The organism is Microbacterium sp. zg-Y818, from assembly GCF_030246905.1.
Classification (GTDB): domain Bacteria; phylum Actinomycetota; class Actinomycetes; order Actinomycetales; family Microbacteriaceae; genus Microbacterium.
On sequence record NZ_CP126741.1, the window covers coordinates 2,924,527 to 2,948,067 of the forward strand.

Below are 23,541 nucleotides of genomic sequence, written 5' to 3' on the forward strand. Positions count from 1 at the left end.
CGCCGCGTTACGCGGACCGGTGCCCGACGACGCCCTTGCGCAGCAGCGCGTTGCCGTATTTGCGCGTCTCCCCCGTGCGCACCATGAGATACGCCGGCCGGGCGACGTCGTAGTAGGCGAAGCGCTCCACGAACCGCGTCGTCTCCACCGTGGTCCCGGCCGCGGCCATCAGTTCGTGCTGCACATCGAGCACCTCGCCGTCTGCGGACTCCATGAGGTCGAGGCCCGGCGCGTCATCGAGGGGGATGACGGTGCGGATCGCCGCCAGCACCTCGGGGGTGGTCGTGCCGGGCAGGTCGATGACCCGCCCGCCCAGGGCCCACGCCGGAAAGTGCGCGTCGGCGATCACGACGGCATCCGAGTGGCCCATCCGATCGAGATGCAGCAGCATCTCGCCCGTCAGCAGGGGGTTGATTCCTTCGAGCATGTGTCCTCCTCGATCGGGGTGCCGGGCGTCACGCGGTGATGAGCGCCTCGTGGGCCAGCTCCGCCCAGAAGCCCTCCGGGATCTCCAGCGTCGCCAGCTGCACGTTCTCACGCACCTGCGCGGGCCTCGAGCTGCCCAGCACCACCGATTCCACCGCGGCATCGCGCAGCGGGAACTGGATCGCGGCGGCGGGCAACGGCACGTCGTGCGCACGGCACACGGCGACGATGCGCTGCAGCCGATCCCAGACCTCGTCGGGGACGCCGCCGTATTCGTATCGGCCGTCGCGCGTCGGCTCTGCCCGTGCGAGCAGCCCCGAGTTGAAGACGGAGGCCGCGACCACTCCCGTCCCCCGCTCACGACAGGCAGGCAGCACGTCTTCGGCGGCGGGCTGCACCAGCAGCGTGTAGCGACCGGCGATCATGATCGTGTCGAGATCCGCCCCGCGAACAGCGCGGGCCAGCGCGTGACTGGTCATCGCTCCGATGCCGATGGCATCCACCGCACCCTCGGCGCGCAGCCGTTCCAGCACGGGGAACGCTGAGGTCAGCGCGAGGTCGAGGTCGTGGCGCTCCGGGTCGTGCAGGTAGACGAGGTCGATCCGGTCGAGGCCGAGCCGGTCCTGCGATTCGGCGAGCGAGGCGCGGATGCCGGCCTCGGAGAAGTCCCACTCGCGCCGCAGGTCGTTCGGCACGAAGAAGTCGTGATCGGTGTCCAGCCCCCCGTCGAAGGCGGGGTTCGGACGCAACAGCCGACCGACCTTGGTCGAGACGAAGAACTCATCGCGGGGCTTCGTCTGCAGGAACGCTCCGAGGCGACGCTCGGAAAGCCCGAGGCCGTAGTGGGGGGCGGTGTCGTAGTAGCGGACTCCGCTCTCCCACGCCGCGTCCAGAACCGCCAACGCATCATCGTCGCTGAGCGCGCGGAAGAGATTGCCGACGTTCGCGGCGCCGTAGCCGACCGCCGGGATGACGCTCTCAGTCCGTGACATGCTCACCCGTCCATGCATACTTCCGCACGCTGTCGGCCTTCATCTCCATGCCGGTCCCCGGTGCGGAGGGCGCCCGGTAGGAACCGCCCTGGATATCGACCGGAACCTCGAAGTGCTCGTGCAGGTGATCGACGTATTCGATCAGCCGCCCCTCGCGTGTCCCCGTCACGGCGACGAAGTCGAACATCGACAGGTGCTGCACAGCCTCGCACAGGCCGACGCCACCGGCGTGCGGGCAGACCGGAATGCCGAACTTCGCCGCCAGCAGCAGATTGGCGATGTTCTCGTTGACACCGGCGACGCGGACGGCATCGATCTGCATGACCCCGATCGCCCTGGCCTGCAACAGCTGCTTGAAGATGATGCGGTTCTGCGCGTGCTCCCCCGTCGCAACGCGGATCGGAGCGATGCCACGCGCGATCTCGGCGTGGCCCAGGATGTCGTCCGGGCTGGTGGGCTCTTCGACCCATGCCGGATCGAACTCGGCCAGGGCGCTGACCCACGCGATCGCCTCGGACACCTCCCAGCGCTGGTTCGCGTCGATCGCGATCGGGAAGTCGGGACCGACGACCTCGCGTGCCTTGCGGAAGCGTCGGATGTCGTCGTCCAGGTCGGCGCCGACCTTGAGCTTGATCTGGGTGAAGCCGTCGGCGATCGCTTCCAGGGCCAGCCGCTCGAGCTTCTCATCGGAGTAGCCGAGCCAGCCGGGGCTGGTCGTATACGCCGGGTATCCGGTCGCCAGCAGCTCGGCCTCCCGCTGCTCGCGCCCCGCGACGCCCGCACGGAGGATCTCGAGGGCCTCGTCACGCGTGAGGGCATTGGTGAGGTAGCGGAAGTCGACGAGGTCGACGAGCTCCTCCGGGGTCATGCGCGAGAGCAGCCGCCACAGCGGGAGACCTGCCCGCTTGGCTTTGATGTCCCACAGCGCGTTCGTCACCGCGCCGATGGCCATGTGCATCACGCCCTTCTCCGGGCCCAGCCAGCGCAGCTGCGAGTCGCCGATGATCGCGCGAAAGGTGCCGCCCATGTCGTCCAGCAGCGGTTCGACTTCGCGGCCTACCAGGTGACCGGCGAGCGCGTCGATCGCCGCGACCTGCACGTCGTTGCCGCGGCCGATGGTGAACACGAACGAGTGACCGGCGATGCCGTCGTGCGCATCCGTGCGGATCACGACATACGCCGCCGAGTAGTCCGGATCGGGGTTCATCGCGTCGGAGCCGTCCAGGCGCAGCGACGTCGGGAATCGGATGTCGGTGGTCTCGAGTGCGACGATGCGGCTCACTGCATTCCTCTCCTGGTGCAGCGCGAAAATCCTGCACAGACCCTTGGAGTGTAAACATCCGATGTCTATACTGTCAATCAGACGTGCCGCCTGGTCGCGGCTCCCCGACGAGGTAGGAGAACCATGAAGTTCGCGCGGCTCGGCGCCCCGGGTGCCGAAATACCTGTCCTGGTGGACGCAGACCGATACCTCGACCTGCGCCCTCTGACATCCGATGTCAACGGAGAATTCCTGTCGAGCAACTTCCGTGAGCGCGTGGCGAAGGCACGGGCAGCAGGCGAGCTCCCCGAACTCGAGAACGCCCGCGAGTTGCGCATCGGCGCACCGATCGCCCGACCGAGCGCCGTGGTCTGCATCGGCATGAACTATGCGGCCCACGCCGCCGAGTCAGGCGCACAGCCCCCGGAGATCCCGATCATCTTCCTGAAGACGCCGAACACGGTCGTCGGCCCGAACGACCCCGTGACGATCCCCCGCGGCAGCGAGAAGACCGACTGGGAGGTCGAGCTCGGCATCGTCATCGGCGCCCGCGCCGCTTACCTCGACTCGCCCGCCGAGGCCGCGGCCCACGTCGCCGGCTATGTCGCCGCCAACGACGTGTCGGAGCGGTCTTTCCAGCTCGAGGTCTCGGGCGGGCAATGGTCGAAAGGCAAGATCGCCGCTGGATTCAATCCGACCGGCCCCTGGCTGGTCACCGCCGACGAGGTCGACCCGTCCCACCTCGGCCTGCGCAGCTTCGTCAACGGCGAGCCCCGCCAGGACTCGAACACGTCGGACATGATCTTCGACGTGCCGACCATCGTGCACCACCTGTCCCAGTACATGACGCTCGAACCCGGCGACCTCATCCTCACCGGCACGCCGCAGGGTGTGGCCCTATCGGGCAAGTACCCCTATCTCACCGACGGCGATATCGTCGACATCGAGATCGACGGACTCGGACATCAGCGCCAGTCCTTCGTGGCATGGGAGGGGCAGCGATGACGCAGGCAAGCCCGCACTCGAACGCCGCACCGGCCCTCGACGGGCTCGTCGCGATCGTCACCGGCGGAGCCTCTGGAATCGGCGCGGCCATCGCGGCCCGCCTGCATGCCAACGGAGCGCGGATCGCCATCCTCGATCGCGACCCGTCCGGGGCCGACGAGCGCTTCGCCGCCTTCAGCGCCGACGTCTCCGACCGCGCGAGCGTGGACCGCGCCGTCGCCGCCGTCGCCGAACGGTTCGGGCGCATCGACATCGTCGTGAACAATGCCGGCATCGGAGCCGTCGGGGACATCACCGCGAACGACGATGATGAATGGGCGCGCGTCCTCTCTGTCAACGTCACGGGCATCGCTCGCGTGATGTCGGCGGCCCTGCCGTGGCTGCGCCGATCGCCCGCTGCAGCGGTCTGCAACACGGCTTCCATAGCCTCGACCGCGGGGCTTCCGCAGCGCGCGCTGTACTCGGCTTCGAAGGGCGCCGTCTCGGCGCTCACCCGCGCAATGGCCGCCGATCACCTGCGCGAAGGCATTCGCGTCAACGCCGTCAACCCGGGCACGGCCGACACGCCCTGGGTCGAGCGGCTACTCGGACAGGCGGCCGACCCGCAGGCCGAACGCGCGGCCCTCGAGGCGCGGCAGCCGCATGGCAGGCTGGTCAGCCCGGAGGAGGTCGCCGCAGCCGTGGCATACCTCGTGTCGCCCGCAGCCGGTTCGACGACCGGCACGGCCCTCGAAGTCGACGGAGGCATGGCGCGCCTGCGCCTGCGCGCGGAATAGACGCAATCGCGTTGATCCCGCCGTCGGCATCCGTTGCTGCTCAGCGAGCGGTGGCCTCGGCCGCGGCCAGCGCGGCGTCGGCCATCGCAGCGGATGCCGCGACATCGCGCATCCACAGCGGGGTGACGACCGCGCGCACGCCCTGCGCATCGACCTCGGCGGCGAGGGGAGCGTCCTCCTGTGCGATCAGCCAGGCATCCAGCACGCCGCCGTCGCGGCGGGCGCCGTAGAGCCCCGCCACCGCAGCGGCGGACGTCGCCACGCCGATCGCCGTGAGGCAGACATCGGCCATCCCCCGCACGACGGACCCGCCGATGATCGGCGACACCCCGACCACCCGGGCGGCCGTGTCCGCCAGCGCTTCGCGGATCCCGGGCACGGCGAGGATCGGGCCGATCGACACGACGGGGTTCGACGGTGCGAGCAGCACGACGTCGGCATCCGCGATCGCCTGGACGACGCCGGGCGCGGGACGCGCCGATCGGATGCCGGGGTTGTCGAAGCCGAGCGGGGCGAGCTGCGCACGGTGGCGCGTCCACCACTCCTGGAAGTGCATCGCGTCGCCGCCGGACACTCGAACGTGGGTGTCGACCTCGGTGTCGGTCATCGGCAGCATCCGCACGCCGAGCGGCCACCGGCGCGAGAGCCGCTCGACGACCTGTGTCGGGGTGAGCCCTTCGCGCAGCCACCCGGTGCGCGCGAGGTGGGTGCCGAGGTCGAGGTCGCCGAGGGTGAACCATGGCCACCCGGCATCCCACTGCTGCAGTTCGCGGTTGACTCGCTCGGTGTCGCCGGCGCGGCCCCATCCCCGCTCGGTGTCGTTGACCCCGGCGAGCGCGTAGAGGATCGAGTCGACGTCGGGTTGCAGCCGCACACCCGAGAGCCACAGGTCGTCGCCGGTGTTGACGACGACCGTCGCCTCGGGGGCGCCGCGGCGGGCGAGCGCCTCACGGACGCCGAGGGTGAACTTCGAGCCGCCGACTCCACCGGCGAGCACGACGACGCGAGGAGAGGATGTCACCGCTCCACCCTATGGGCGGGCCGTTGCCGCAAGCCGCCAGGCATGGGCCAACCGGCTGGACCCCGGAGCAGGCCCTACGCCGCCGCGCCGGCCGCGGCGCGCGCCGCACCGGGAAGCGTATCGACGATCCGCGCGAGCGCGGCGTCGTCGTGCGCGGCGGTGAGGAACCAGGCCTCGTAGACACTGGGGGGCAGAGACACCCCGGCGTCGAGCATCGCGTGGAAGAACGGGGTGTACCGCGCCGCCTGCTGCTCGAGCGCTTCTGCGTACGAGCGCGGCGCCTCGGGCAGCATCGCCAGGCCGAAGAGCGACCCGGCCCGCGGCACGGCGTGCACCACGCCTTCGGCCGTCAGCGCGGCGTTGAGGGCGTCGGCCACGACCGATGCCGCGGCATCCACCCGCGCGTACACCTCGGGGGTCGCCAGGCGCAGCGTCGCGATGCCCGCGGCGACCGAGAGCGGATTGCCCGAGAGCGTGCCCGCCTGGTACACCGGCCCGACGGGCGCGAGCATCTCCATCACGTCGGCGCGGCCGCCGAGCGCCGCCAGCGGCATGCCACCTCCGACGACCTTGCCGAAGGTGAAGAGGTCGGGGGTGTACTGCTCGCCGGCATCCTGCTGCAGACCCCAGTACCCGGCCGGGTGCACGCGGAACCCCGTGAGCACCTCGTCGAGGATGAGCAGCGCACCGTTTCGATGCGCGATGTCGGCGAGCGCCGCGTTGAACCCCGGCAGCGGCGGGACGACCCCCATGTTCGCGGCGGCCGCCTCGACGATGATCGCGGCGATGCGGTCGCCGTGCACGGTGAAGGCCTCTTCGACGGCGGCCACGTCGTTGTACGGCAGCACGAGCGTCTGCGCCGCGATGGGCGCCGGCACCCCCGCCGAACCGGGCAGGGCGAGGGTGGCGACCCCGGAGCCGGCCGCGGCGAGCAGCCCGTCGGAGTGCCCGTGATAGTGCCCGGCGAACTTGATCAGCAGGTCCCGCCCGGTGTAGCCCCGGGCCAGCCGGATCGCGGTCATCGTCGCCTCGGTGCCGGTCGACACCAGCCGGACGCGCTCGACGGGACGACGCTCGCCGGAAGACACCCGAGCGGCGATCATGTCCGCCAGCTCCACCTCGGCGCCGGTGGGCGCCCCGAAGGACAGGCCGCGGGATGCCGCCTGCTGCACGGCCTCGACGACCTCGGGATGCGCGTGGCCGAGGAGGGCAGGCCCCCACGACGCGACGAGGTCGACGTACTCACGGCCGGCGGCGTCGGTGATGTACGCACCGCGCGCCGACGACACGAAGCGCGGCGTTCCACCGACCGAGCCGTAGGCGCGCACCGGGGAGTTCACGCCCCCGGGGATCACCTCGCGCGCGTGTGCGAACAGTTCGTCGTTGCGGTCAGTCATGCGTCACTCTCTCTCAGCGCCACCGTCGGCTCAGCGTCGCCGTCGCGGCCGGCCGCCGCCTGCGCGGCCCTCACAGACCGTCGCGCAGCCAGCCGGCGGCCTCGACGGCCCAATAGGTCAAGATGGTGTCCGCCCCGGCGCGGCGGATGGCCGTGAGCGACTCGGTGATCGCTCCGCGGCGGTCGATCCACCCGTTCGCGGCGGCGGCCTCGACCATCGCGTACTCGCCCGACACCTGGTACGCCCACACCGGCACGTCGACGGCGGCGCGCACGGCGGCCAGCACGTCGAGGTAGGGCAGGGCGGGTTTGACCATGACGATGTCGGCACCCTCATCGACGTCGGTGACGGCTTCGCGCACACCCTCGCGGCCGTTGCCGGGGTCGAGCTGGTACGTGCGGCGGTCGCCCTGCAGCTGCGAGTCCACCGCCTCGCGGAAGGGCCCGTAGAAGGCGCCGGCGTACTTGGCGGCGTACGCCAGGATCAGGGTGTCGGTGAAGCCCTCGGCCTCGAGCGCCGCGCGGATGTGGGCGACCTGGCCGTCCATCATCCCCGACAGGCCCAGCAGCTGCGAGCCGGCCCGCGCCTGGGCGAGAGCCATGGCGGCATACCGCTCGAGGGTCGCGTCGTTGTCGACGACCCCGTCGGCGCGCAGCACGCCGCAGTGGCCGTGGTCGGTGAATTCGTCCAGGCACAGGTCGGTCTGCACGACCAGCGCATCGCCGACTTCGGCGACCAGGGCCTCGGTGGCGACGTTCAGTACGCCGCGGGGGTCATCGGCACCGGAACCGACGGCGTCGCGCACGGTCGGCACGCCGAAGAGCATGATTCCGCCGACCCCGGCTGCTGCGGCCTCGGTCGCGGCACGCCGCAGCGAGTCGAGCGAGTGCTGCATGACGCCCGGCATCGAGCCGATGGCGACGGGTTCGGCCAGCCCCTCCCGGATGAACGCGGGGAGGACGAGCTGGGCGGGGACGACGTGCGTCTCGCGCACAAGGCGGCGGACCGCCGGCGACTGGCGCAGCCGACGCGGGCGGTGGTCGGGAAAGCTCACGGCACCGTCTCGTCGGCTGAGTGCGGCAACGCCAGTTCCGCCACCGCACCGATGAGGGCCGCCACGGTCTGCTCGGCGGCCACTGTGTCGACGGGAAGGCCCAGAAGGCGGGCGTCCTCGGCGGTACGCGGTCCGATCGCGGCGAGCACGGTCGCCGGCGGGATCGCGGGAAACTGCTCCCGCACTTGCTGCGCCACCGAGCCGCTGGTGACGAGGATGGCGTTGATGCGGCCGCTCGCGACGTCCTGCGCGATCTTCTCCGTCACGGGTACGCCGACGGTGCGGTAGGCCACGACGCTGCGCACCCGGTGGCCGCCCTCGCTGAGCCGTTCGGTCAGCACGGGCTTCGCGATCTCGCTGCGCAGGGTCAGGATGTCGCGGGGCTCGCTCTCGAGGGCGATCAGCTGATCGGCCATCCCTGCGGCGGAGTTGTCGACCTCCGGCACGAGGTCGACCTTGTACCCGACGGCGCTCAGGGCGGCAGCGGTGGTCTCGCCGACCGCGGCGACCTTGGTGTTGACCGGGATCCGCGCGCGATAGGCATAGAGCACGTCGACCGTGGTCGCGCTCGTGACGGTCAGCCAGTCGAAGACGCCCGCGGCCAGATCGGCCAGCGCCTTCTCGAGCGTCGCCTCATCGGTGGACGGCGCGAAGTTGATGAGCGGTGCGATGACGGGAGTCGCGCCCTGCGAACGAAGGGTGGCCGCGACGCCATCCCCCCAGGGTCCCCCGCGCGGCACGAGCACACGCCAGCCGGTGAGCGGCTTGGCGTGCGGCGGTGGCCAGGGGGTTGTGTTCATGGGGTCGACTCTCGTGGTACCAGTTCGGCTGCCCCTCTGTCGAGCAGGCGACGAGCAACGTCGGACCCGGCGCGTACGGCGTACGCGATCGGGGTCGCGTCCTCGGCAGCATCCGCACCATCGCCGCTGCCTGTCGTCCTACCATACTCCCGCGGGAAGGCGGCGGCGCTGTCCAGGCCGATTCGGCGACTTCCGTCCAGCGCGTACACGTTCGCATCGATGCGCAGGTCGTCACCTGAGAGCTCGGCGTGCACACCCAAGGGGGCGTGGCATCCGGCCTCGAGCACCGACAGCACCGTGCGTTCGGCCGTCACGGCCAGGCGCGTGTCGAGGTGGTCGAGGAGGGCGACGGCTGCCCGCAGGTCGTCGGGGCCGTCGGCCAGCGTCTCGATCGCGAGGGCACCTTGGCCCGGTGCGGTCGGCCACGCCGCGAGCCCCAAGGGCTCGAGGTGCAGGTCGCCGAGGTCCAGACCGATCCGCGACAGACCGGCGGCGGCGAGGATGACGGCATCCAGCTGTCCGTCACGCACCCGCTGCAGGCGGGAGTCGACGTTGCCGCGCAGGTCGTGCAGCTCGACGCGGGGGTTGCGCCGCACCACCTGCGCGCGGCGGCGCGGTGAACCGGTGCCCACGCGCGCGCCGGCGGCCATCAGGTGCAGTGGCGTGCCGTCGCGGGTGACCACGACGTCCCGGGCGTCTTCGCGCTGCGGGATCGCGGCGATGACGAGCCCGTCGGGCTGGGTGGTCGGCAGGTCCTTCAGCGAATGGACCAGCAGGTCGCACTCCCCCGCGACGAGCGCTTCACGCAGCCGGGTCGCGAAGACCCCCGTGCCGCCGATCTGCGACAGCGAAGCACGCGACACGTCGCCCTCGGAGACGATCGGCACGAGCTCGACCGGTCGGCCGGCAGCCGCCGCGAGGGCATCGGCGACCTGCTGCGACTGCGCCATGGCCAAGGCGCTGCGGCGGGTGCCGAGGCGGAACGGGCGCGTCATCGCGGCATCCTCATCGCAGCACCTCGGCGAGGTCGGCCGGGGTGACGAGGCGGCCGGTGAAGAACGGCACCTCCTCGCGCACGTGACGGCGCGCCTCGGTGTAGCGAAGCTCCCGCATCATGTCGACGAGGTCCGTCAGCTCGTCGGCCTCCATGGGCAGCAGCCACTCCCAGTCGCCCAGGGCGAAGGATGCCACCGTGTTGGCGACCACGCCGGTGAACGCCGCGCCCTTGCGGCCGTGGTCGGCGAGCATGGCGCGACGCTCCTCGTCGGGCAGCAGGTACCACTCGTAGCTGCGCACGAACGGGTAGACGGTGAGCCACTGCTTGGCAGCGATGCCGCGGAGGAAGCCCGGCACGTGGGCGCGGTTGAACTCGGCGTCGCGGTGCACGCCCATGGCGCTCCACGTGGGCAGCAGCGGTGCGAGCAGGGCGGTGCGCCGCAGCGCCCTGAGGTCCCGCTGCAGGCCCTCGGCAGTGGGCCCGTGCATCCAGATCATCACGTCCGCGTCGGCGCGCAGACCGCTGACGTCATAGAACCCGCGCACGGTGGTGCCGGCGTCGGCCAGATCGGCCACGACGCGCTCCAGCTCGGCGGGATCGGTGTCGGTGACGGGGCGCGAGGGGTCGCGGCGCAGCACGGACCAGAGGGTGTAAGCGGTGTCGGACATGCCTCAAGTCTCTCTTCCGCTCGGCCGCACGCCAAACCGCCGGCGCTGGTGGGCGCCGGCGGTGGCGGTTTATGCGAATGGTCGGTTCAGCGCGCGATCAGGCGCACGATTCCCCACACCGTCAGGCCGACGGCGATGGCCACTCCGGCCGTCGCCGCGATGGCGGCGTTGGGGTTGCGACGGGCGAAGGCACGGGCCTCGGCGACGCGGCGGTCCGTCGCCTCGCCCACCCGCTTCGAGACGTTCGCCTTCTCCTCGATCGCCGAGAGGGCCGCCTTCAGCTCGGCCCTCGCCTGCTCCACCGGGTCGGCGATGCCCAGCGGCACGGCGGTGCGGGGCACCGGGACGGGCGTGGGTCGGTCAATAGTCATTGACAGCGTCCTTCACGATCTTGGCGTCGGTGGAGATCGCCTGGCCGGGGTTGTCCCGGCGCGAGAGCTTGCGGAATCGCAGGATGCCGAGCAGCACCAGCACGGCGGTGATCACGATCATCACGATGAAGACCACGAGCGCCGACAGCCATGCCGGCCACCAGGAAGACAGTCCGATGATGATGAACGCGCCCAGCACCGGTATCGACCAGAACAGCACGAACAGCGCCGCGACGACCCAGAGGCCGCCGATGCCGGCATCCTTGCCCGTCTTCTTCGCCCACGTCTTCGCCGCGTTGAACTCGGCCATGACGAGGTTGCGCACGAGCTCAGGCAGCTCGCCGATCAGCGTCAGCAGGCTGTCGTCGCTGCGATCGCGGAATCCGCGAGGTGTGGTCATGTCAGCTGTCCGCGGCCTTCTTGACGTCGTCCAGCGCCTCGTGCGCGGCCTGCTTGACCTGCGCTGCGGTCGTCTCGGCGCCCTCGGCGACCTCGTCGACCGAGTCCCTGCCGGCGTCGATCGCGGCGTCGAGGCGCTCACCGGCGGAGTCGCCGCGCTTCGTCGCGGCCTTGGTCACCTTGACGGCGCTGTCCCAGACAGCGGTCGGAAAGGCCATCGCGGCCGTCTTGCCGAGCTCCTTGACCTTGCCGACCTGCTCCTGCACCGGGTCGAGATCCCAGACCTTCGAGGCCTTTTCCTTGATCTGCTCATAGCGTTCGCGACCGGCCCGCGTGCCCAGTACGTAGCCCGCAGCGAGTCCGACGACGAGTCCAATCTTGCCCCTCATGGGGTCTCCTCACGCTCGTTGGGAGTGCTTCGTGTGCCCCCACATTAGCCCTGTATGCCGCCCCGGGTATCCGGGGTTGCGCGCCGCAGCGTCCTGGGTTAGTCGACGCCGGCCGCGCCGCCCCAGAGCGCTTCGCGCCGCACGCGCTCCGCTTCGGCGATCGCGTCGGGAACGACCTGCGCCAGCCCCGTGCCCGACAGCCAGGCGCCGACGACCGCGAGGCCCGGCACGGCGTGCACGGCCTCGCGTCCGGCGGCGGCCACCGACGCGCGACCGATCACGGCGGCCGGCTGCGACTGCACGTAGCGCTCGCGGTGCGAAGCGCGCAGCTGCGATGGCTGCAGCGGCACACCCAGCAGCGCGGCGGCCTCGGACAGGGCAAGGGCCGCGGCCGCGTCGTCGTCGAGGGCTTCCGTCGCGGGAGCCTCGCCCTGAGCGCCGAACGACACGCGCAGGATGTGATGCGGCGTCGCCTCACGCAGCCACTGCCACTTCGCCGTGGCGTGCGTCAGCGCCTTGGCGGTGTGGGAGCCGGGGACGGTGAGCACGCCGGTGCCGCGGGGCGCGGCATCCAGTTCCGGCGCATCGACGACGAGCGTCACGATCTCGACCACCGGCGCCGTCACGCTCCCCGGGTCGAGGCTGGACACCGGGGCGAGCAGATGGCGCGCCTGCGCTTCGGGGGTGGCGACGATCACGGTGTGCGCGGGGATCCTGTCGACCGGTGCGGGGGTCGAGCCGTCGCCGGCCGGCGCTTCGGTGGAGGTGTCGGCGACAGCCGGCGCGGCGTCGACCACGACGGCCCACCCGTCGCCCTCGCGGACGATCTCCCTGGCCGCCGTGCCGACGCGCAGCTCCACGCCCAGTTCGGTCAGCCGCTCGACGAGCGCATCCACGAGGCGGGTCATGCCGCCGGCGAGTCCCTGCACCGCCTGGCCGGGCACGACGGCGCGGCCGCCACGCAGCTGCGCGACGGCGCCCGACAGCGAACCGGTGCGGGTGAGGGCGTTGTTGAGGCCCGGGGCGGCGAGGTCGACGTCGATGTCGTCGGGGCGTGCGGAGTACACGCCGGTGGTCACGGGGGCAACGAGCCGCTCGAGCACGGCCGTGCCCATGCGGCGGCGCACGAGGGCGCCGAGGCTGCGCTCGTGGCCGATCGTCAGTGGGGGGCGCAGGCGATCGAGGTAGGCCCGCCACGCGCCGCGCCAGCCGATGACGCGCCGAACGTCGTCCGAGAACGGGTTGGCGGGGATCCCGAGGATCCCGCCGGCGGGCAGCGGCGCCGCGGCCCCGCCCGGAAGGCCGGCCACCCAGGCGCCGGCCGCGCCCGGCGCGACCACGGCGTGCTGCAGCCCCAGTTCGGTCACCAGCGCCGCGACCGTGCCCCCGCGCGTGGCGAAGCTCTCGGCGCCGACGTCGACGGTCACCCCGTCGACGTCGGCGGAGCGGACGACGCCGCCGAGGCGGTCCGACGCTTCGAGCACCGTCACCTGCATGCCGACTTTCGCGCATTCGAGCGCCGCGACCAGGCCCGCGACACCGCCGCCGACCACGATGATGCGGGTGTCGCGCGCCTGCGCGACGAGGTCTACGGCGTCGCTCATGCGTCCTCCCCGTGGGCGAGGGCGACGATGCGGGTCAGCACCGTGGGATCGGCCTCGGGCGGCACGCCGTGCCCGAGGTTGAGGATGTGCGCACGGGCGGCGCCGCCGCGGGCGATGACGTCGCGGACGTGCGCCGACAGCACCGGCCAGGGCGCCGCCAGCAGCGCGGGATCGATGTTCCCCTGCAGCGTGACGTCGGGCCCGACGATGCGTGCGGCCTCGTCCAGCGGCGTCCGCCAGTCAACGCCCACCGCGTCGGCTCGCCCGCCCAGGAGCATGTCCGGAAGCAGGTGGGCGGTGCCGACGCCGAAGTGGATGCGGGGCACGGTGACCCCCTCGAGTGCGGCGAGGGAGTGCGGCGCGACGAACTCGCGGTAGTCAGCCGCCGACAGCGACCCCGCCCACGAGTCGAACAGCTGCACTGCCGACGCTCCGGCATCCGTCTGCACGCCCAGGAAGGCCCGCGAGACCTCGGCGAGCCACCCTGCCAGGCGGTGCCAGGCCTCGGGATCGGCGTGCATCATGCCGCGCGCGCGCAGGTGCTCCTTCGACGGGCCGCCCTCGACGAGGTAGGCGGCGAGGGTGAAGGGCGCGCCGGCGAAGCCGATCACGGGCACCTCGCCCAGCTCGGCGGTGACGATGCCGATGGCCTCGGCGATGGGACCGGATGCCGCGACCACCGCGGCCGGCTCGATCGCCGTCACGCGAGCGACGTCGGCGGCGGTGCGCACCGGCTCGGCGAAGACGGGACCCCGGCCGGGCTGGATCTCCACGTCGATGCCCGCCAGCAGCAGCGGCACCACGATGTCACTGAAGAAGACCGCGGCATCCACGCGGTGCCGGCGCACCGGCTGCAGCGTGATCTCCGCCGCGAGCGCGGGGTCGAGGCACGCGTCGAGCATGCGGGTACCCACCCGCAGATCGCGGTACTCGGGGAGGGAGCGTCCGGCTTGACGCATGAACCAGACGGGAGGGCGTTCCGGGCGGTCGCCGTGCAACGCACGCAAGAGGGGGGCGGTGGCCATTGATCCATCCTCGCACCCGCCGTCGTGCCCCTTCCCAGGCGAGGGCCAGGTAGCCTTCAATGGTGCTGCTGTGTGTCACCGCGAGTCATAAGACCGCCTCGTTCGAATTGCTCGAGCGTCTCAGTGTGCACACCGACCGCGTCGCCCCGATCATCGCCGCGCACGACGAGTGCGTGCAGGGCGCCGTCGTGGTCGCGACGTGCAACCGCTTCGAGGCGTACGTCGAGATGGACGAGCCGGTGACCGCCGCCGGTGCCGTGGCCGTCGAGGCGACCCTGCTGGCCATCGAGTCCGCCATGGGCGTGTCCCCCGCCGAGCTCGAGGGATCGTACGAGGTCGTCGTCGGCGACGATGTCGCCCGGCACCTCTTCGCAGTGGCATCCGGGCTGGAGTCGGTCGTCGTCGGCGAGGGCGAGATCGCCGGCCAGGTGCGCCGCGCCCTCCGCGAAGCGCGTGAGCAGCGCACCACATCGACCGAGCTCGAGCGCCTCTTCCAGCGCGCCAGCGAGACCCAGCGGGGCATCAAGAACGCCACGGCGATCGGCCGCGCCGGCCGCTCGCTGGTGCGCCTGTCGCTGGAGCTCGCCGGCAGCCGCGTCACCGACTGGGCCGCCCTGCGGGTCGTGATGGTCGGCACCGGGTCCTACGCCGCTGCCACCGTCGCCGCCCTGCGCGACCGCGGTGCCGCCGACATCTCGGTCGCCTCGCCCTCCGGGCGCGAAGCCGCCTTCGCTGCCCGCCACGCGCTGCGGCCGGTGCCCGCGGCATCGTTCGCCGCCGCGGTGGCCACGGCGGACCTCGTCATCACCTGCACCAGCTCCGAGCACCCGGTGCTGTCGGCGGCGACGTTCGCCGAGGGTGCCGCGGCCGTCGACGCCGCCTCGGTCCCGGCCCGGCGCCTGGTCATCGACCTCGGGCTGCCGCGCAACGTCGACCACGACGTCGCCGAGGTCCCCGGTACCGACCTGCTCGACCTCGAGACCATCCGCCTGCACGCCCCGCTCGAAGAGCTGCAGGCCACCGACGACGCCCGCCGCCTCGTCGCCGACGCCGCCGCGCGCTTCGTCGCCACCGGCGAGCGCCGCAGCGTCGCCCCCGCCGTCGTGGCGCTGCGCGCCCACGTCGCGTCGGTGCTCGAGACCGAGATCGCCCGTGCCCGCAGCCGCGGCGACGACGGCGCCACCGAGCAGGCGCTGCGCCACCTCGCCGGCGTGCTGATGCACACCCCCACGGTGCGCGCTCACGAGCTCGCCGAGCAGGGTCGCGCCGATGACGTGTTCGCCGCTGTGTCGGCGCTGTTCGGGCTCGAGGCCGACGAGCCGGCGCCGCTCGTCGCCCCTGTCGACGTGGCATCCGCAGGCTGACCGTGAGCGCTCCCGTCCCCGCGTCCGAGGTGTACACCGCCGGCGGGGAAGACCGCGCCGCGACGCCCCTCAAGCGTGCCGCCCAGTGGGCCGGCACCGCGCTCGTATCGCTGTTCGATGCCAGCGGCGCGTCGGCCCCGGCGATGACCGACATCGTCATCCGCCTGGCACTGGACGGCACCGAAGTGCGGCGGTTCGAGCCTGCCGACATGGAGGACGTCGAAGCGATCCTCGAGATGGTGGAGCGCGACCTCGCGACGCTCGATGCCGTCGACTTCGCCGACGCCTGGCTCGACTGACCGCCCCCGCTGCGCTCCCCGCACACGCTCGCCTGCGCGGTGGGGTGGTTCAGCTTTTCCCCGATCCCAGATGGGACAAGGGCTCGCGGAGAGGGGTTCCACACGTTTTCCACGTTTGGCTCCTCGATTTTCCACGATGGGCCGCAGATCGTTGAGATTCCGCGGTTCTGAACTTGCCTGCACGTGTGCTCCGACTAGGGTCGGCGAACACGCTTCCGTCTGCGAGACGCCTTCACAAGCGCCTCGGATCGGTGGCTTTCTGCTTCATCCGGGACTGCTGCGGCAAGCCGAAGACTCATGTCCCGTCCACAGGTCGCGGGCCCCGCGACGAGTATGTTCACGGCCGCGTTGTAGTCGCGGTCGAGGTGGGTGCCGCATCCGGGGCAGACCCAGTCGCGGATCTCGAGCGGCTTGGGACCGCTGTTGACTCCGCAGATCGAGCACACCTGCGTAGACGGCAGGTACCGCGGCGCCTTGACGAGGGTGACGCCCTTGCGGTCGCACGCCTCCTCGAGGAACCGCAGGAACTGTCGCCAGCCCGCATCATGGATGCTCTTGTTTCGTTTCTTGTGTCCCGAGGAGACCATGCCGGTGATGTTCAGCGTCTCGACGCAGACCGCTTGGTTCTCGCGGGTGAGCTTCGAGGCCAGCTGACGGGCATGGTCTTCTCGGAGGTTAGCTACGCGTCGGTGCGCGCGAGCTCGGGCTCGGCGTGCCTTCTCGTAGTTCTTGCTCCCGGGTTTCTTCCGGGAGAGGTTATTGTCGGCACGGCGGAGGGAGTCCTCCGCCTTCTGGTAGCGCTTGGGTGCGGCGACCTTCTCGCGTGTTCCGTCGTCGTAGACGAGGGCTGCGAAGTCTTCCGTGCCGAGGTCGATGCCGGCGGTCCGAGGTTGACGGGTCGGCGTCTTCGGCGGATCGACGGGGACACGGACAATGAAGGAGACCCACCAGGTGCCGTCCGGTTCGTAGATGATGGTCGCCGCGCTGGGGTAGCCCGGCAGCGGGCGGTGCCAGTTCACCCGGATGTCGCCGATCTTAGAGAGCCGAAGACGTCCGCCGCCTGGTCCCGTGTCCTGCCAGCCGCCCCGGATACTGAACGCGTTCTCCGGGAACCGGGCGGCTTGACGGTGTCCCCGCTTCCTGAACTTCGGGGCACCTATCCGCGCACCTTTGCGTGCACCGCGGCAGGACGAGAAGTAGTTCTCGTAGGCTGTCGCCGCGTCGCTTACCGCGGAGCGAAGTACCGCGCTGGGCACGTCGGTCAGCCATGCTGTAGCTTCCGCCTTCCGAGCCTCTGTCACAAGGAGCTTTGCGGCGGCGTAGCCGTCGGGGTGCGGGGCGCCGACCGCGTGAGCAGAGCGTGCGAGCGCGATGTAGGAGTTGTAGACGAAGCGGCATGAGCCGAGCGTGCGGCGCAGCCCCTCTTCGACGGCGGGTTCGGGGTTGATGCGGTAGCGGTACCGCTTGATAGAAACCGGACCGTGGTACGCGGCACGCTTGGCTTCCTTCCGCTCAGCACGTTGACGGGTCCCTGCCGCCTTGCAGGGACCGCATTTGCACCGCCAGCGGTTGTACCCGCGAGTCGTTCCGTGATCCTCCGCTGGCATCGCGACGAGATCGGGCGCGGGCGGAGTCGCCCGAGTCCGTACCGCGTTGGATGCCCGGTACGCCCTCTTACATCGCTTGCAACGACAGTTCCAAAACGTGTAGCCGCTCGGCTTTCCATGCGTCTCGGCGGGCATTCCGTCGGCGAGCTTTGCCGCAGGGCGCGCCGCTGCGGCCGCGGTGTTCGCCGCCCTACAGGCAACGCACGCGGGACGACAGTGCCGGTACGCACGGGTAGTTCCGTGCTCGTAGCCGTCGGGAAGATCCAGGGTCATAGCTTCTCTATGCGCGGTCTCTACAGAAGCCGCGTACATGTGCCGCGGGCCCGTGGGTCGTCGTCTCAAGCGTCATGCACGTCATCTGCGCTGCGGCCACGAGATCGCGAATGGTTGCGATTCGGCCAAACCTTACCCGTTTCGTAACTTTCGCAACCGTGGTACCGTTGTATCACCAGACAGAAGGGGCGCATGATGAGCACGGCAATGCTGGAGGTGGTCACACCAGCGCCCACGGACCGCGCGAAAGTGGCGCAAGTCCTCAGTTTCCTCGATGCCCACCAGTCTCGCGGAGGTGCCGCACCAACCCCCGCGTTCTATCTCAGCGGGCCGAACGAGCACGACCGCGTCGAGTTGAACGAACAGCTCTTCCGGATCCTCAAGGATGTCGCCGGAGCACTCAGCCGTGGTCAGTCCGTGAGCATCATCGCGCGCGACAAAGAGATCAGCACTCAGCAAGCCGCCGATATTCTGGGCATCAGCCGCCCCACCGTCGTCAAGCTGATCGGCCAGGGTGACCTCCACGCCACCGTGCCAGGAGAGAAACGCCGGAAGCTACGACTCGCGGACGTCCTCGAGTACCGGGACCGGCTACACCAGGCGCGGAATGAGTTCATCACCGAAAGCTCCGCCGAATTCGACGATGTCGACCCGGCCGACGCGGCGGCGCTTGCCGCGAAGGCACGCAGGGCGCGCTGACCCCCTGGCTGGACGGCGTGTGACAGACTCGCCACGTGTACCGCGCCGTCCTCGACACTGTCGTCCTGGTACCCGGCCTGCAGCGCGACTTCCTTCTGCAGTTGGCAGCAGAAGGGGCATATACGCCGCTGTGGGGTAGCGGCATCCTGCACGAGCTCGACTATGTGCTCGAGGCTCTTCATGAAAGGCGTAGCGTAACCAGCAGCGCCGCACGCCGCGCTCACCTCCTGGAACAGATGCAGAAGGCGTTTCCCGGCGCCCTCGTCGAAGCACCCAAGAACCGCCAATACAGTTACGACATAGACGACCCTGACGACGGACACGTTGTCCACGCCTCGATCATCGGCAACGCCGACGCGCTCGTAACCGGAGACAAGCGCGCAGGGTTCGAGGCGAGCACCGCGCTCGAGGAAGCCGAGGTCGAAGTCGTCGACGCGGCCACATTCGCCGCCAACTGCGTATCCGCCCACTTGGACGCCGGCATTGGCGCAGTTCAGGCCATGTCCTTGCGCAGCCAGAGCCCCCACCGAACGCCGCGCGAAATCCTCGCGGAGCTCGCGAGTCGCTATGACATGCGTGAAGTCGAGGAGCTGCTCGCCCCGAGCTTTGCCGATTCCGGGCCAAGCTCTCGGCAAGCGGAGACCTAACGCATTCCGGTCGAGCGCCTGCGCAGCACTCTGAGTATCGAACGCGAACTCCGTATTGTCAGCTCTGCGTGCACGCGGCGGTACCCGTAGGTGCCGCGGGACGTGACATCGACTTGAAGCCTGACCCGGTTTCCCGGACACCTGGGGCGCTTCATTCCTGCGGACTCGAAGCGGGCCGATCACCGTAAACTGGAATGGCATTCCGGAATCACCACACTCAGCGTCGGCGACGAGAGGCAGGCATGACCCAGCACGTAGACGATCCCAAACGGCGCGGGCCGGAGGGTCTACGGGCAATAGACCGTGCGACGAGCATCCTATTCGAGCTCGCGGCGCATCCTCAGGCCCTAACCCTCGCCGATCTCGCAAGGGAGACTGGGCTAACCCTCACCACCGTGCACCGCATGATCGGGGCCCTCCGGGAGTACCGACTCACGCGCGAGACCCCCGATGGCCGACAGGCGCTAGGGCCTGGAACTCTGATTCTCGCGCGCGGGTTTCTCGGCGGGCTCGACTTCCGGGTCGAGGCGCTTCCGGTCCTCTCCGAGCTCCGCGATGCGACGGACGAGGCCTGCCATCTCGGCACGCTAGCTAATCCGCACATCGTCTACGTCGACAAGCTCGACAGCACCCGGTCGGTCGGCGTCGTCTCGCGGATCGGGGCCACGGCGCCGGCGGTTACCACGGCGGTGGGCCGGGCGATCCTCGCCTACTCGACGCCTGCCGTCGTCGACGCGGTGGTCGAGTCCACAGCATCACAGCTCGGCCGAGCCATGGACCGGGACGACCTGGACGCCGAACTCGCACACACGCGCCGGGCCGGCTTCAGTCGCGACCTCGGCGAGCACGAGCCATGGGTGACGTGCCTCGGGGCGCCAGTTTTCGACGAGCAGGGCGCGCCGGTCGCGGCCATCGGTCTATCGATCCCGACCGAACGGTTCGATCGTGAGCGCGCCGCCGAGTGGGGCGCGCTCGTGCGCCGCAGCGCTGACCGCATCTCCGAGGCCCTGGGCTACCGCGCCGAGGCGCCCGACATGATGGAAGCAGAGTGACATGACCTCGCCCTTTCGCATTGCCATCGCCGGCGCGGGCCGGTTCGGCTCGCTGCACGCGCGGGCCTGGAGCGAGGCCGGCGCACAGGTCGTGGCCGCGGTCGACACGGACCCCGAGCGGGCCCGTGTCCTCGCATTTGCGCACGGCTCGGACCGGCACGGTACCGACCTCGGAGAGGTGCTGCGGGGCGGCGAAGTGGGCGCCGTCGTCGTGGCCACCGACGAGGCGTCGCACACCCGCCTCACGGACCAGGCGATCGAGCACGGCTGCCACGTGTTTGTCGAGAAGCCTTTCTCGCTTAGCAGCACGGAGGCGGCACGGAGCATTGCCGCCGCGGAGGCCGCAGGGCTTCACATCATCGCAGGGCACGTCTCCCGCTTTGCGCAACCCTACGCGTACATGCGCGAGGCGCTTGATGCCGGGCGACTCGGCGATCTGTGGAGCATACGCTTGCGCCGCGACTTCACACGCGGCTGGCTGGCGGACTTCGGACACCGAGTCCACCCGGTTTGGGAATCGTGTATTCACGACATCGACCTCGCCATCTACTTCACGGGCGAGTGCCCGGAATCGGTCTACGCCCTGCAGGTCGTCGACCCCGACACCGACGCGCCGGCTTCGATGACGGCGCTGCTCCGGTTCCCGTCGGGGCGGACGGCGACCATCGAGTCCGCTTGGAGCATTCCCGATAGGGGACCGCAGTCGCTCGCAGGCGCGTTGGCACTCGACGGGACGATCGCGGGTGAGGCCGAACTCATCGGGGCGAACGGGACCGTCAGGCAGCGCCTGATCAGCGACGCACTCGTCGAATGGAACGAGCGCGGCGTCTTCACGCCGGACCTCTCACTCTGGCCGGAGCGCAACGGCCGCATCGGAGGAGCCCTTAGCGCGGAGATCGAGCACGCGCTCGCGGTCTTCTCCAGCGGGGCAGAGAATACCCGGATGCCCCACCGGGAGTCGCTCTGGAGCGTGGCGACAGCCGAGGCCATGATCGGGTCCCTCGAGCGCGGCGCGCCCGAGGCCGTGATCACGGATTGAGGAAGTTGCGCGGAGGGATGAGGCGTGCGAACGAGTCTGCGGCCGAGGTCACGTCCCGGTGCGCCTCACACAGGACCGGATCGCCGTGACCGGGAAAGAGCTGGTCGATCCCGAGTTCAGCGAGCCTCATGACGCTCTCGGCGTACCGGTCAAGCCGACAGTCTGGAATGGCTTGGAGGCTCACGAGGCCGCCAGCGAAGAGAACGTCGCCCGTGAACAGCGCTAGCCCCGCCGGCCCGTCGGCGAGGAAGACAAAATGTCCATCGCAATGACCGGGCGTGGCGAGGCTCGTGACCCGGACGGTCCCCACGTCGATGCTCTCACCATCGGCCAGGATCCGTTCGGAAGCCTGCGCCCGCAATGAGAACTGTGGCGGGTAAATCCCGAGTTCGCGAGCCCGCGCGACCTGCGTGACAGCTTCGTCGCCGGCGGCGATCGCGGCTGCGGTGACCTCGCCTGCCGCAACCGGCCAACCGTGGGCGGCCGCCGCGGCCGCCCCACCAGCGTGATCGCCGTGATAGTGACTGATGAGCACGAGGTAGATCGCGTCAGCGGCGGCTACGGACTCGACGTTCGCGAACCAGGAGTCAGCGCCTAGCCCAGTCCCGGCGTCGAGCAGCACACCCCGCTCGCCGTCCCAGATCAGGTATTGGTTACCGTCGTACGGGCTCGTGAAGGCGGGGCTGCGATCGTCTGCGGTTCCGACGAGCCAGACGTACTCGCCCAGCCGGACCGCGGTCATGATGGCCCTTGCCCGACCGCTCCGTCCTCGATAGAGAGCGGCAGCTGCGCCGACGGCGGGCGGACCGCCATGACGTCGATCTCGACCAGGATGTTCGCAAGCGTGCTGCCGACCGTGGTGCGTACCGGGTACGGCGCAGGGAAGCGTCGCTCGTAAACAGCGTTGTATGCGGCGAAATCGCGGTCGAGGTGCTGCAAGTGCACGGTCGACTTGACGACGTCCGCGAGTGTGAGCCCGACGAGCCCGAGTGCTGTCTCGACGTTGCTGATGACCTGTTCGGTCTGCGCCTCGATGCTCTCAGGAACGAGCCCCGTCGCCGGGTCTTGCGGACCGAAGCCAGCAGTGACCACGAAGGATCCGCAGTCGATCACGTGACTGTATGGCCCTGCCGGATTCGGAAGGATGTCACTGGTGTGGGCGATGCGGGTCATGCGAGTTCCTTCCTGCGGAGGTCGAAATAGGTCTCAACGAGGGTGCCGTAGAGCCGATGTGCTTGGTAGAGCTGAGAGACACCGACCTTCTCGTTCGCGCCGTGCGCGACGCTGATCCATCCGGGGCCCAGGCTCGCGATGGTGGGAATGCCGCCCTGTCCCATGAAGTAGGTGGCGTCTGTGCCGCCCGGAAACGCGGCGAACGGAACGCTCCGCCCAAGGACGGACTTGGTAGCCAACTGCGCGGCCCGCGCGACCACCGTCTTGGGCGACAGCTCGACCGCGGGCATCCAGCCCTGACCGCTGCCGAGATAGCTGATCCGGTAGTCGACATCGGCGGGGAGTGTTGCCCGTACGAGCGCGTCGACTTCAGAGTGGAGCGTCTGCTGGCTCATGCCGGGAACGAGGCGCACCTCCATGCTTACGCGGCACTGCCCGGGCCAGGTTCCGAAACTCACTCCGCCACTGATGAACATGCCGGGGTTGACCGTCGGCGCGCAACCCACCTCTCCGGGCGTGTCAACGGTGGGCCGGAAGGTCTCGAAGGCATGCAGGAGGTCAGCGGCGTGCAGAGTGGCGTTGCGGCCGAGTGTGTGCGAGAGCCCACTGTGGCCCTGGCGCGCGAGCACATCGATGTGGAAGCAGCAGATACCACGCGACACCAGGTACACGGCCTCCCAAGGATCAATGATGCCGCTCGGCTCCCCGATCACGATGGCGTCGAGGTCGGGCAGCAGTCCGTCGGCAGCGAGGGCCTTAGCACCCGCGTCGGAGCCCTGTTCCTCGTCGGCTGTAAGGACGAGGGATAGCCGACCAGCGGCCGCAGCCCCACCCCTATCTGACGCGAAGTCTTCGAGCGCCAGCATCATCGCCGCCACCCCACCCTTCATATCCGTGCTGCCGAGCCCGAAGGCCTCGTCACCGGCAACAGTCAACTCGAGCGGGGAGGTCTTCCACTCCGATGCAGCGTCCCCGATGGGCTTCGTGTCAAGGTGACCGGACAGGCCGAGATGGCCGAACCCGCCGCGGTCGACCGCGACGACGAGGTTGGGGCGGCCGGTGACGGGTTCCAGGATCTGGGCGTCAAATCCGCGCTCTTTGGCCCAGCGCGCGACATAGTTGACTATTTCCGACTCCTGCGGGCCGGGATTCTGGGAGTCGATAGCGACCAGTTCGCGGGTGAGATCGAGCACGTCCATGGAT

At 70.2% G+C, this 23,541-nt stretch carries 26 protein-coding genes; 8 read left to right on the forward strand and 18 right to left on the reverse strand.

The features are described 5' to 3' along the window. Nucleotides 1-7 precede the first annotated feature (7 nt). Genes QNO21_RS13795 through QNO21_RS13805 form a run of 3 tightly spaced genes read right to left on the reverse strand, consistent with a single transcriptional unit; the run spans nt 8 to nt 2,700 of the window. On the reverse strand, nt 8-427 hold the full coding sequence (locus QNO21_RS13795; RefSeq protein ID WP_257518417.1) for an RbsD/FucU family protein: 420 nt from the start codon (nt 425-427) through the stop codon (nt 8-10). Between the two features lie 28 nt (nt 428-455). Further along, on the reverse strand, nt 456-1,418 hold the full coding sequence (locus QNO21_RS13800; RefSeq protein ID WP_257518418.1) for an aldo/keto reductase: 963 nt from the start codon (nt 1,416-1,418) through the stop codon (nt 456-458). Next, entirely contained in the window at nt 1,405-2,700 is a 1,296-nt protein-coding gene (locus tag QNO21_RS13805; RefSeq protein ID WP_257514805.1) for an enolase C-terminal domain-like protein, read from the reverse strand. Before QNO21_RS13805 ends, QNO21_RS13800 begins: the two co-directional genes overlap by 14 nt. Nucleotides 2,701-2,823: 123 nt before the next feature. On the opposite strand from QNO21_RS13805, the gene QNO21_RS13810 reads away from it, so the two are divergent. Then, nucleotides 2,824-3,684, forward strand: a complete 861-nt coding sequence (locus QNO21_RS13810; protein ID WP_257518419.1) for a fumarylacetoacetate hydrolase family protein — start codon at nt 2,824-2,826, stop codon at nt 3,682-3,684. After that, nucleotides 3,681-4,460, forward strand: coding sequence for an SDR family NAD(P)-dependent oxidoreductase (locus QNO21_RS13815; protein WP_257518420.1), 780 nt, complete (start codon nt 3,681-3,683; stop codon nt 4,458-4,460). Before QNO21_RS13810 ends, QNO21_RS13815 begins: the two co-directional genes overlap by 4 nt. 40 nt (nt 4,461-4,500) lie before the next feature. Here QNO21_RS13815 and cofD read toward each other — a convergent pair whose 3' ends face one another. From cofD to hemE, 11 genes are all read right to left on the reverse strand, one after another. Beyond that, nucleotides 4,501-5,481, reverse strand: a complete 981-nt coding sequence (cofD, locus tag QNO21_RS13820) for a 2-phospho-L-lactate transferase (RefSeq protein WP_257518421.1) — start codon at nt 5,479-5,481, stop codon at nt 4,501-4,503. 74 nt (nt 5,482-5,555) lie between these two features. Next, a complete protein-coding gene (gene hemL / locus QNO21_RS13825; protein WP_257518422.1) occupies nt 5,556-6,878 on the reverse strand; it encodes a glutamate-1-semialdehyde 2,1-aminomutase in 1,323 nt (440 codons plus the stop codon). A 70-nt stretch (nt 6,879-6,948) separates the two neighbouring features. Beyond that, a complete protein-coding gene (gene hemB, locus QNO21_RS13830) occupies nt 6,949-7,932 on the reverse strand; it encodes a porphobilinogen synthase (RefSeq protein WP_257518423.1) in 984 nt (327 codons plus the stop codon). Continuing rightward, on the reverse strand, nt 7,929-8,732 hold the full coding sequence (locus QNO21_RS13835; protein WP_257518424.1) for a uroporphyrinogen-III synthase: 804 nt from the start codon (nt 8,730-8,732) through the stop codon (nt 7,929-7,931). The genes hemB and QNO21_RS13835 overlap by 4 nt, the downstream gene beginning before the upstream one ends. Then, nucleotides 8,729-9,727: a hydroxymethylbilane synthase gene (hemC, locus tag QNO21_RS13840; RefSeq protein ID WP_257518425.1), complete on the reverse strand. Its 999-nt coding sequence runs from the start codon at nt 9,725-9,727 to the stop codon at nt 8,729-8,731. Before hemC ends, QNO21_RS13835 begins: the two co-directional genes overlap by 4 nt. 10 nt (nt 9,728-9,737) lie before the next feature. Further along, nucleotides 9,738-10,397 carry a hydrogen peroxide-dependent heme synthase gene (gene hemQ / locus QNO21_RS13845; RefSeq protein WP_257518426.1) on the reverse strand — a complete coding sequence of 220 codons (660 nt, stop codon included), beginning with the start codon at nt 10,395-10,397 and terminating at the stop codon, nt 9,738-9,740. Nucleotides 10,398-10,483: 86 nt separating this feature from the next. Beyond that, nucleotides 10,484-10,768, reverse strand: coding sequence for a hypothetical protein (locus QNO21_RS13850; RefSeq protein ID WP_257518427.1), 285 nt, complete (start codon nt 10,766-10,768; stop codon nt 10,484-10,486). Next, nucleotides 10,758-11,168: a phage holin family protein gene (locus QNO21_RS13855; RefSeq protein WP_257518428.1), complete on the reverse strand. Its 411-nt coding sequence runs from the start codon at nt 11,166-11,168 to the stop codon at nt 10,758-10,760. The genes QNO21_RS13850 and QNO21_RS13855 overlap by 11 nt, the downstream gene beginning before the upstream one ends. A gap of 1 nt (nt 11,169) precedes the next feature. After that, nucleotides 11,170-11,556, reverse strand: coding sequence for a hypothetical protein (locus tag QNO21_RS13860; protein WP_257514817.1), 387 nt, complete (start codon nt 11,554-11,556; stop codon nt 11,170-11,172). A gap of 98 nt (nt 11,557-11,654) precedes the next feature. After that, on the reverse strand, nt 11,655-13,160 hold the full coding sequence (locus QNO21_RS13865; protein ID WP_257518429.1) for a protoporphyrinogen/coproporphyrinogen oxidase: 1,506 nt from the start codon (nt 13,158-13,160) through the stop codon (nt 11,655-11,657). Beyond that, a complete protein-coding gene (hemE, locus tag QNO21_RS13870) occupies nt 13,157-14,185 on the reverse strand; it encodes a uroporphyrinogen decarboxylase (protein WP_257518430.1) in 1,029 nt (342 codons plus the stop codon). The genes QNO21_RS13865 and hemE overlap by 4 nt, the downstream gene beginning before the upstream one ends. 62 nt (nt 14,186-14,247) lie before the next feature. Between hemE and QNO21_RS13875 the strand changes: the two genes are divergently transcribed. Both QNO21_RS13875 and QNO21_RS13880 read left to right on the forward strand, forming a co-directional pair. Next, entirely contained in the window at nt 14,248-15,549 is a 1,302-nt protein-coding gene (locus tag QNO21_RS13875; RefSeq protein ID WP_257518431.1) for a glutamyl-tRNA reductase, read from the forward strand. Nucleotides 15,550-15,551: 2 nt separating this feature from the next. Then, on the forward strand, nt 15,552-15,848 hold the full coding sequence (locus QNO21_RS13880) for a hypothetical protein (RefSeq protein ID WP_257518432.1): 297 nt from the start codon (nt 15,552-15,554) through the stop codon (nt 15,846-15,848). Between the two features lie 194 nt (nt 15,849-16,042). On the opposite strand, the gene QNO21_RS13885 is transcribed toward QNO21_RS13880, so the two are convergent. Further along, nucleotides 16,043-17,728: an RNA-guided endonuclease InsQ/TnpB family protein gene (locus tag QNO21_RS13885; RefSeq protein WP_257518433.1), complete on the reverse strand. Its 1,686-nt coding sequence runs from the start codon at nt 17,726-17,728 to the stop codon at nt 16,043-16,045. 192 nt (nt 17,729-17,920) lie between these two features. Here QNO21_RS13885 and QNO21_RS13890 point away from each other — a divergent pair, with 192 nt between their 5' ends. The 4 genes from QNO21_RS13890 to QNO21_RS13905 all read left to right on the forward strand — a co-directional run bounded on the left by QNO21_RS13890 (nt 17,921) and on the right by QNO21_RS13905 (nt 21,165). Then, complete coding sequence (locus QNO21_RS13890) at nt 17,921-18,427, forward strand: helix-turn-helix domain-containing protein (protein ID WP_257518434.1); 507 nt, start codon at nt 17,921-17,923, stop codon at nt 18,425-18,427. 35 nt (nt 18,428-18,462) lie between these two features. Beyond that, entirely contained in the window at nt 18,463-19,074 is a 612-nt protein-coding gene (locus QNO21_RS13895; RefSeq protein WP_257518435.1) for a PIN domain-containing protein, read from the forward strand. A gap of 242 nt (nt 19,075-19,316) precedes the next feature. Further along, on the forward strand, nt 19,317-20,126 hold the full coding sequence (locus QNO21_RS13900; RefSeq protein ID WP_257518436.1) for an IclR family transcriptional regulator: 810 nt from the start codon (nt 19,317-19,319) through the stop codon (nt 20,124-20,126). A 1-nt stretch (nt 20,127) separates the two neighbouring features. Further along, entirely contained in the window at nt 20,128-21,165 is a 1,038-nt protein-coding gene (locus QNO21_RS13905; RefSeq protein ID WP_257518437.1) for a Gfo/Idh/MocA family oxidoreductase, read from the forward strand. Here the strand turns inward: QNO21_RS13905 and QNO21_RS13910 are convergent. Genes QNO21_RS13910 through QNO21_RS13920 form a run of 3 tightly spaced genes read right to left on the reverse strand, consistent with a single transcriptional unit; the run spans nt 21,155 to nt 23,537 of the window. Next, nucleotides 21,155-21,907 carry an MBL fold metallo-hydrolase gene (locus QNO21_RS13910; RefSeq protein WP_257518438.1) on the reverse strand — a complete coding sequence of 251 codons (753 nt, stop codon included), beginning with the start codon at nt 21,905-21,907 and terminating at the stop codon, nt 21,155-21,157. The two genes, QNO21_RS13905 and QNO21_RS13910, sit on opposite strands and share 11 nt — an antisense overlap. After that, the gene (locus QNO21_RS13915) at nt 21,904-22,338 is read right to left on the reverse strand and encodes a RidA family protein (RefSeq protein ID WP_257518439.1); all 435 of its coding nucleotides are present in this window, start codon (nt 22,336-22,338) and stop codon (nt 21,904-21,906) included. The genes QNO21_RS13910 and QNO21_RS13915 overlap by 4 nt, the downstream gene beginning before the upstream one ends. Next, nucleotides 22,335-23,537, reverse strand: coding sequence for a M20 family metallopeptidase (locus tag QNO21_RS13920; RefSeq protein ID WP_257518440.1), 1,203 nt, complete (start codon nt 23,535-23,537; stop codon nt 22,335-22,337). Before QNO21_RS13920 ends, QNO21_RS13915 begins: the two co-directional genes overlap by 4 nt. Between the last annotated feature and the right edge of the window lie 4 nt (nt 23,538-23,541).